Raw genomic sequence first — 7355 nt, 5'->3', positions numbered from 1 at the left:
CGCCCTCCCTCGAAAAAATCTCGGGATGGACCAGCCCGTCCCGGGCTGTCTCGGCAACCCTGAAGCCTTCCGGCGGACGTTCAACTATCATCCAGAGATCGACAATCGATGGAGACAACCATGCGCAGACCACGTGACTTCGACACGGAACTGAAGGCGCTGGAGGACAAAGCGCGGGAACTCAAAACCAGAAAGGTGCAGCAACTTGGCGAGCTGGTGATCGCCACAGGTGCCGATCAACTCAGCACCGACGAACTGGCCGGCGCGCTCGTCGCAATCGCTGAAACGAAAGACGCCGCAAAGCGTGAGGCATGGGCCAAGCGTGGGGTGATGTTTTTCGAGAGCCGGTCCCGGCGAGCTGCTCCGGCATCTCACCGCAACCTGCGAGGCGCTCAAGCGCAACAAGGCAGCTCACAATCGCCGGAAAGCGGCAATGGCTCGCAATGACATGCGCACCTGGCAGGTCGAACGACGCAAGCGAACTCGACATCTGATCGAACTCGGCGGTCTCGTCGTCAAGACAGGCATCGTGGAGCTGACCAATGACGATCGTGCCATGATATACGGCGCGCTGATCTGGATTGCCGCCAAGCTGCAGAGCCGTGAACGCGAGCATGCGCGCGAAATCTGGTCGACGACAGGTCGAGAGGCCTTCATCTCGGAACCAAAACGGAATGACTAACAACCACCATCGCCGCGCGCTGACGGGCGGATATGTCGGTGACGCGGAACCCCACACCGGCTCACAACGCAAAGCTGGTGATCTATCGACCGATCTCGCTATCCGGGCGCGGCGGGTGGGACGTCAGATCGCTGCAGTAAATTGAATTTCAACGCTGATTTCGGGAAGCGCGAAACTCGCGCCCACCGTGGCTCTTGCAGGCGGCTCCGCGCCATCGAGCCATTCCACCCATGCCCTGTTCATTGCGTCGAAATCCTGGACATCCTTCAACCAGATCTGCGCGAACAGCAGCTTCGACCTGTCCGCGCCAACCTTGCCCAGGAGAGTGTCGGCCGTTTTCAATATCTGCTTCGTCTGGCCGGCAGTGTCGGCTTCCTTGTCATCGGCCGTCAGCCCGCAAAGATAGATCGTTCCATTGTGAACGACGATTCGGCTTAGCCGCTCGTTCTTCTCGTATCTTTCGATCATCATGGATCAGATGTCCTGTATGCGCTGAACTTGACATACAGGCTGCGAAGCCTGTGTTCGATGGTCAATCATGCGTGCGCTGCGGGAGTGCGTCGAGCATTCGCCTGGAAGAAACGTTCCGGCCGGAACGTCTCCATCTCGTCATGGATATTGCCGCGCACGACTTCGTCGGCGACCACCTTGCCCAACTGCGGAGCTATGGTGACGCCGCTGTGCGTCACTGCCATGTAATGTCCAGCAATGTCCGGCATCGCGCCGGCGCAAGTGTAGCCATCTTCCGGAAAGGGACGCACGGTTGTGCGAATGGCTTCAACACCCACAGAGCGGAGGGAAGGCAGAACCTTGCTCGCCGCCTCCAGCAATGTCGTCGCCTCATCACCAGCAGGACTTAACGCCTGCGGCGTCTTGAAGGTCAAATCCACCGAGACCTTGTGGATCATGATACGGCCCGCGCCGTCGGGACGTATATCCAGATCGTCGGCATGCAGCTGGCTCCGGAGCGTCAACGCCACCGGCGGAGTGAAAGCGAGCACGCCGATCGTCGAGGACAGTGGGATGCCCTGGGCATCGCCCAGCCTCTGGCTGGACCAGCCGCCCGTACAATTGACGACAGCATCGGCACCATAGCGCTCGCCGTCCGCCGTGCGAACCGCTAGGACGCGACCGCCTTCGGTTTCGATCTCGGTCACACGTGCATCAACCTTCACTTGCGCGCCCCAGCGCTCCTTCGCCGCCCGCAAAAGCCAGGCCGAATAGAGAACCGGATCAACCCAGCCTTCCTCCGGATAGTATGAGATCGGACAGTCGCCGATGGCGCCGACGTCGATGTCGGGCTCCATACCGGCGACCAGCTTCTTGTCGATCCATTCAACGCCGTAGCCCCATTCCTTCATCTGCCGGAAATTCTCGAAATAGTCGTCCATCGACTCAGGCGCAGTGCGCCAATCGAAACTCCCCGTCTGCGTGAACCAAGGGGCGGCGCCGAAGTCCCGCTTCAATTCGAGATGCGCGCGCATGCCGGCGACATTGAGATCGAAGTAGGTCCGCGGCCGTTTGGTCGTCGCATTTGTCCAGGCAAAGCTTACCGCCGAAGTGCCTCCCGCTATCCTGCCCCCTTCCAGCACGACAACACTCGCCCCCGCTTTGGCGCATTCATAAGCGGCAGAACTACCGACGATGCCGGAACCGATAACCACAACGCGCATATAGATGACCTCCAATGAATTCGCCTTGCTCTCGCCAATCGGTGTATTGATATTGGCGAGATGAAATCCTCGATGCCGCCGTTTGCAAGGCGGCGGCTGGATGGATAAACGCTCTGACACTGCCAGATGCGGAGATATTACTTACGCGTTGGCGGATACATTAGGGCTGCTAATAAGCGCTGCATCCGAAACTGCGTAAAAACATTGCAACGGGTGGCCTTCGCGGTCAATTGAACTGACAGCTGCCGTTGATGGCCAAAAGTTATGAACCGTGCTCGCTCCGAGCCGCAGGATGCGGTGCATGATCGGACATGGGCATCTTCTCGTCCGAAGTTATGAAATCCATTGTCATCGGCGCGCCGGGGCAATGCTACGCTGTTGCACATCCGGTCGCGTGCAGGGGTGTCGAATGGAGAAGGATGCAAGGTGAATGCCGAGACGGAATTCCTTCTGATTGACAAGAACGCCATCCGGCAGGCCTTGACCTTGCCTCAGGTGTTTGAAGCGACCGAGGCAGCTCTGGTCAAGACTTTTACAGGCGTCGCCCGCCAGCAAATCAGGCGCACGCTCGAGCTCCCGGGGGCAGCCGGTAGTTGCCTGTCGCTGATGTATGCCGCGCTGGACGACCGGCCGCTGTTCGGGGCGAAGGTGTTGTCGGTATTTCCCGACAATTTTGCACACGGGCTCGCGTCGCACCGTGGTGGCGTGTTCCTGTTCGACAAGGATCATGGGCGCCCTGTTGCCTTGATCGACGGCGGCGAGCTTACGGCGTGGCGCACAGCGGCGGCCAGTGCTGTCGCTACAAGGGCGCTTTCGCGCCGCGAGAGTTCTATACTGACAGTGCTCGGCTATGGCGAGCAGGCGCGCCGACATGTCGAGGCGATCGCTTATGTGCGCCCGATCCGTGCGATCCAGGTCTGGGGCCGTGATTTTGCCAAGGCACAGCGCTTTGCCGAGGATATGTCGACATCCGGCTTCGAGACGCAAGCACATCACGACGCCGCCGAAGCCGTGCGCGAAGCAGACATTATCTGCACGACGACATCTTCCGAAGAGCCAGTGCTGTTCGGAGAATGGTTGCCGCAAGGCGTTCACGTCAATGCTGTCGGGGCAAGCGTGGCCTCATGCCGCGAGATCGACTTTGAGTGCGTGCGCCAAGCGCGGATCTGGGTGGACTACCTGCCTATGGCGCTCGCCGCCGCGGGGGAGCTGATCGAAGCGATCGAGAGCGGCAGGATTGGCCGCGACCATATTCGCGGCGAAATCGGCGAGGTCCTCGCCGGCACAAAGCCTGGCCGCACGAGCGACACGGAAATCACCCTCTATCGGTCTCTTGGTGTTCCCGCCCAGGACATCGAACTCGCGAATCTTGTCTATTTCTCTGCCCGGAAAGCCGGGTTGGGAATTCCCACTGATTTCAGGTTGTGATGCCATGCTGAACTGCCAGCGCGATCTCTTCACCCTCACTCGCGAGACGGCTTATCTCGACGCCGCCTACATGTCTCCGATCCCTATAGCCGCCATCGCGGCCGGTGAGGCTGGCGTCAAGGTGAAAGCTGAACCCTGGAAGATGACCATCGCATCCTACTATGACGAGGTGGAACAGGCACGGCAGCTTGCCGCCTCGATGGTGGGGGCGCATGAAGACGACATCGCCATTGTCGCCGCCACCAGTTACGGCATGGCTGTCGCGGCAGCCAATGTCCCGGTCCCGGCCGGTTCGGCAATCGTTCTCATGGAGAATGAACACACGTCCCATCGATACGTCTGGTATGATCTTGCGGATCGCAACGGCGCGCATGTGGACATCGTACCGCAACCGGCCGACGGCGACTGGACAGGCGCGATTGTATCGGCAATCCGGAATTCGGCCCGCCCGATCGCGGTTGTCGCGGGCACGCTGGTTCACTGGTTCGAGGGGATGGCTATCGACCTTGAGGCGGTGGCGGTCGCCGCAAGGGCAGCAGGAGCAGCACTTGTCGTCGACGGCACCCAATGGGTTGGCGCCGTGCCCTTCGATGTCACTCGCGTACGACCGGATTTTCTGGTCTTTGCCACCTACAAGTTCCTGCTCGGCCCTTATCGCCTCGCATTTCTCTATGCCGACCCACGCTGGCACGGAGAGGGACGTACGCTCGAGCATCATTCATGGAACCGGCTGGGCGGCGACAAATCTGATTTCTACAAGGTGCCGGTGGCGAAATTCCTTCCCGGAGCCCGGCGGTTCGACATGGGGGAACGTTCCGATTTCGCTGTCCTGCCTATTGCAATCGCCGCCATGAAACTGATCCAGGGATGGTCTGTCGAACGCGTGTTCGAGCGCCTCCGCTACCTCAATGACTTCATCTGGGCTCAGGCGACAAGCAGAGGGCTTGAGGTGGCGCGTCCACGACTGCCGACACCCCATATCTCGATTCTCGATATTGGCGACCGGCTGGCACCGAACGCGGCGGTGGATTTGAAGCAGGCAAATGTCCATGTCACGCTGCGCGGTGCAAAGATGCGGGTGTCACCGCATGTCTACAATGACGAAGAAGACATTGATCGCCTGTTTCAGAACCTGTCGCTGCGCTAGTAAAGCGAAACATGCCGTTTAAAGTCACACGTCCTTGCGAGACCGCCTTGGTGGTCTTGCGGAGGACCATCGCCTCCGGCCATGCCAGGATTTGGTCCTATTTAGACCCCAAGGCGGCTATTCCAGCGTCGACGCCGTTCATGAAGCTCCGCGTCGTTTGAATGAGATGCTCTGTAAAGGCGTCCGCGGCCGTTGATGCAATGACACCCCAGGGCCGATAAACGCTCAGGTTCAGATCGAGATGCGGCCGAAAGTCCCTGATCTCGATCGGCTGGTCGCGCGCCATCCAGGCAGAAAGCCGGTCGACGACCGTCACGCCGGCGCCGGAGGCAGCAAGCGCAATACAGGCGCCGGACAGGCTGGCCTCCACTTTGAGCAGGCGGCTGACACCCCGTTTCTCGCAAAGCGAATCGAGTTGCCGCCGCATCGGATCGGCGGAGCCCATCGATATGAAGTCGAGGCCATCGAGATCGTCAGCCTGGATCACTGCAAGCTGAGACAGCGGATGTCCCGCTGGCATTACACATACGGGCGGCGTCGCGGTCAGAGCGCGTCTCACGATCGACGGGTTTTCTTCCGATGACGTGACTCCGATGCCGATGTCGAGCTGATTTCGGCCAGCTCTTTGCACAACGGTCGCGGAGCTACGGATGTCCAGCGAAATGGACACGGATGGGTGCTGTTTTGAGAAGCTCGTTATGATCGAAGGCAGGATCGTTGAACCGAAGGCGGGGAGCGCGCAGATGTTCAGTCTGCCGCTGCGCAGTTCGCGGATTTCCCTTGCAGCCCGGGAGATGCCGCGTGCGGACTCGAAGACGCGCTGCACCTCGGCATACAGCATGTGCGCTTCAGGAGTAGGGATCAATCGTTGCCGGCTTTTTCGGAAGAGCTGGAAATCCGCCTTTTCGGTGAGGTGCTGGAGCATCTTGCTGACAGCGGGCTGCGTGATGTCCAGAGCATCGGCTGCCTTGGTCGTCGTTCCATGCAGCATCACGGAGGCGAAAACCTCGATCTCGCGAGGCGTAAACTCCGCCTCCTTCGCAACCGCGTCCCGTTCGTAGGCCTTCACTGGCGCTTCCCTCGTCTCGTGGATCCAGCCTACCTTTCGGCCGCGCCAATGCTAGCGGGCGGCTCCAGATATTCCAATAAGATATGCGAATGAAGTTTATTCCTAGGGGTTATGAACTTTGCTGATCTGAAGAGGCGTCAATGGTCCGTCAGCATATCGGCGAGGTCGAGCAGGGTGGCGTCGCGGCCGGGAAAAGCGGCGAGTTGCACGGAGACTGGCAGATCGTTGGGAACTTGCAGCGGGATCGCCAGAGCCGGCACGCCGAGCATATTTGCCCAGCGACGAAATCGACCGCCGGCCATACCCCAAGCCACCATTTCACCGTTCACCTGTGTGAGTTCGTCGGAAAGCCGGGGCGCGGATCCCGGCGCAGTCGGGATCACCAAGGCATCCAGAGCCGTCATTTTCTCCAGAAGGTGCCTGCGCGCGCCGTCGCGGATTTCTACAGCTTGATCATACTCGCCCGCACTGACTCGGATGCTCTCCTGGAGGAACGCGCGAACCCCATCGCCGACCAGATCCGGGTTCCGCTCGACAGCAGCACGGTACGCTTTTGCAAATTCGTATTGCAGGATTGTCATACCGGCGCTGACGAATGCTTCTGTGTCGTCAAAGGACATTTCGATCGTGCGGACCAATGGATGATTTAGCATCGCGGCCAAGGCAGTTTCGACGGCGCTGTCGACTGGAGCGCCAACCAGATCAGGGCAGACGCCGATCGTAATGCTGTCTCGCGATCCGCTGTAAGCGTTCCTTGATGGACTAAGCTGCTTGCCGGCCAGAGCTTCGCCAACCAGGCGAACGTCATCTACCGAGTGCGCGAGAACCCCGACGCAATCCAATGATGGTGCTGTGCCCATGACGCCGTTTGTGTCGATCAGACCGTTCGTCGGCTTATAGCCAAACAAACCCGTTGCAGCGGCCGGAGAACGGTTTGAACCACCGGTGTCCGTGCCGATCGCGACCGCGCAAAAGCCAGCTGCAACCGCGGCAGCCGATCCACTGCTGGTGCCGCCAGTTCCGCGGCTTTCGTCGAGCGGGTTGACGACCTTGCCGAACCAAGGATTGTCATGTCCGCCGACGCACAATTCGTGCAAGTTTGTCTTGCCGATGACAATTGCGCCTGCCGCCTGAAGGTTGGCTACGCACGTCGCAGTGTTGTGGGCAAGGCGATTGCCAAACAAACGCGATCCTGCCGTCGTCGGCCAATTCTCAACATCGAGTACATCCTTGATGGCGATGGGAATGCCATGCAGCGGACCGCGCCTGTGACCCGATCGAATTTCATCTCTGGCGCGCAGCGCCGCATCGAGGGCGCCAGCCTCGTCAACGAAGATCATCGCTCTGATCTGGCCG

The 7355-nt window shown here is 59.9% G+C and carries 8 protein-coding genes; 4 read left to right on the top strand and 4 right to left on the bottom strand.

Going from position 1 to position 7355, the window contains the following annotated elements; genetic code table 11:
• Window positions 1–120 precede the first annotated feature (120 nt).
• Together FJ471_RS33595 and FJ471_RS33590 are read left to right on the top strand one after the other, a co-directional pair.
• Window positions 121–447 carry a conjugal transfer protein TraD gene (locus FJ471_RS33595; protein WP_246684906.1) on the top strand — a complete coding sequence of 109 codons (327 nt, stop codon included), beginning with the start codon at window positions 121–123 and terminating at the stop codon, window positions 445–447.
• Window position 448: 1 nt separating this feature from the next.
• Complete coding sequence (locus FJ471_RS33590; RefSeq protein ID WP_140810526.1) at window positions 449–682, top strand: conjugal transfer protein TraD; 234 nt, start codon at window positions 449–451, stop codon at window positions 680–682.
• Window positions 683–805: 123 nt separating this feature from the next.
• Here the strand turns inward: FJ471_RS33590 and FJ471_RS33585 are convergent, their stop codons facing one another.
• Both FJ471_RS33585 and FJ471_RS33580 read right to left on the bottom strand, forming a co-directional pair.
• Window positions 806–1153 carry a RidA family protein gene (locus tag FJ471_RS33585; RefSeq protein WP_140810501.1) on the bottom strand — a complete coding sequence of 116 codons (348 nt, stop codon included), beginning with the start codon at window positions 1151–1153 and terminating at the stop codon, window positions 806–808.
• A gap of 65 nt (window positions 1154–1218) precedes the next feature.
• A complete protein-coding gene (locus tag FJ471_RS33580; protein ID WP_246684905.1) occupies window positions 1219–2370 on the bottom strand; it encodes an FAD-dependent oxidoreductase in 1152 nt (383 codons plus the stop codon).
• Window positions 2371–2781: 411 nt separating this feature from the next.
• Here FJ471_RS33580 and FJ471_RS33575 point away from each other — a divergent pair, with 411 nt between their 5' ends.
• Both FJ471_RS33575 and FJ471_RS33570 read left to right on the top strand, forming a co-directional pair.
• The gene (locus FJ471_RS33575) at window positions 2782–3783 is read left to right on the top strand and encodes an ornithine cyclodeaminase family protein (protein WP_181179933.1); all 1002 of its coding nucleotides are present in this window, start codon (window positions 2782–2784) and stop codon (window positions 3781–3783) included.
• A 4-nt stretch (window positions 3784–3787) separates the two neighbouring features.
• A complete protein-coding gene (locus FJ471_RS33570) occupies window positions 3788–4930 on the top strand; it encodes an aminotransferase class V-fold PLP-dependent enzyme (RefSeq protein ID WP_140810491.1) in 1143 nt (380 codons plus the stop codon).
• A 97-nt stretch (window positions 4931–5027) separates the two neighbouring features.
• Here the strand turns inward: FJ471_RS33570 and FJ471_RS33565 are convergent, their stop codons facing one another.
• Together FJ471_RS33565 and FJ471_RS33560 are read right to left on the bottom strand one after the other, a co-directional pair.
• Complete coding sequence (locus tag FJ471_RS33565) at window positions 5028–5999, bottom strand: LysR substrate-binding domain-containing protein (protein WP_246684904.1); 972 nt, start codon at window positions 5997–5999, stop codon at window positions 5028–5030.
• A gap of 137 nt (window positions 6000–6136) precedes the next feature.
• On the bottom strand, window positions 6137–7355 hold a 1219-nt coding region (locus FJ471_RS33560), incomplete at its 5' end, for an amidase (RefSeq protein ID WP_140810486.1).

It is taken from the genome of Mesorhizobium sp. B2-7-1, from assembly GCF_006440735.1.
GTDB lineage: Bacteria > Pseudomonadota > Alphaproteobacteria > Rhizobiales > Rhizobiaceae > Mesorhizobium.
Note: the sequence above shows the minus strand (reverse complement) of the source record. Positions and strands in the feature narration are given on the sequence as shown.

Coding starts and splice junctions, on each gene's coding strand:
- FJ471_RS33595 (WP_246684906.1), top strand. CDS start 121: ATGCGCAGACCACGTGACTTCGACACGGAACTGAAGGCGCTGGAGGAC.
- FJ471_RS33590 (WP_140810526.1), top strand. CDS start 449: ATGCGCACCTGGCAGGTCGAACGACGCAAGCGAACTCGACATCTGATC.
- FJ471_RS33585 (WP_140810501.1), bottom strand. CDS start 1,153: ATGATGATCGAAAGATACGAGAAGAACGAGCGGCTAAGCCGAATCGTC.
- FJ471_RS33570 (WP_140810491.1), top strand. CDS start 3,788: ATGCTGAACTGCCAGCGCGATCTCTTCACCCTCACTCGCGAGACGGCT.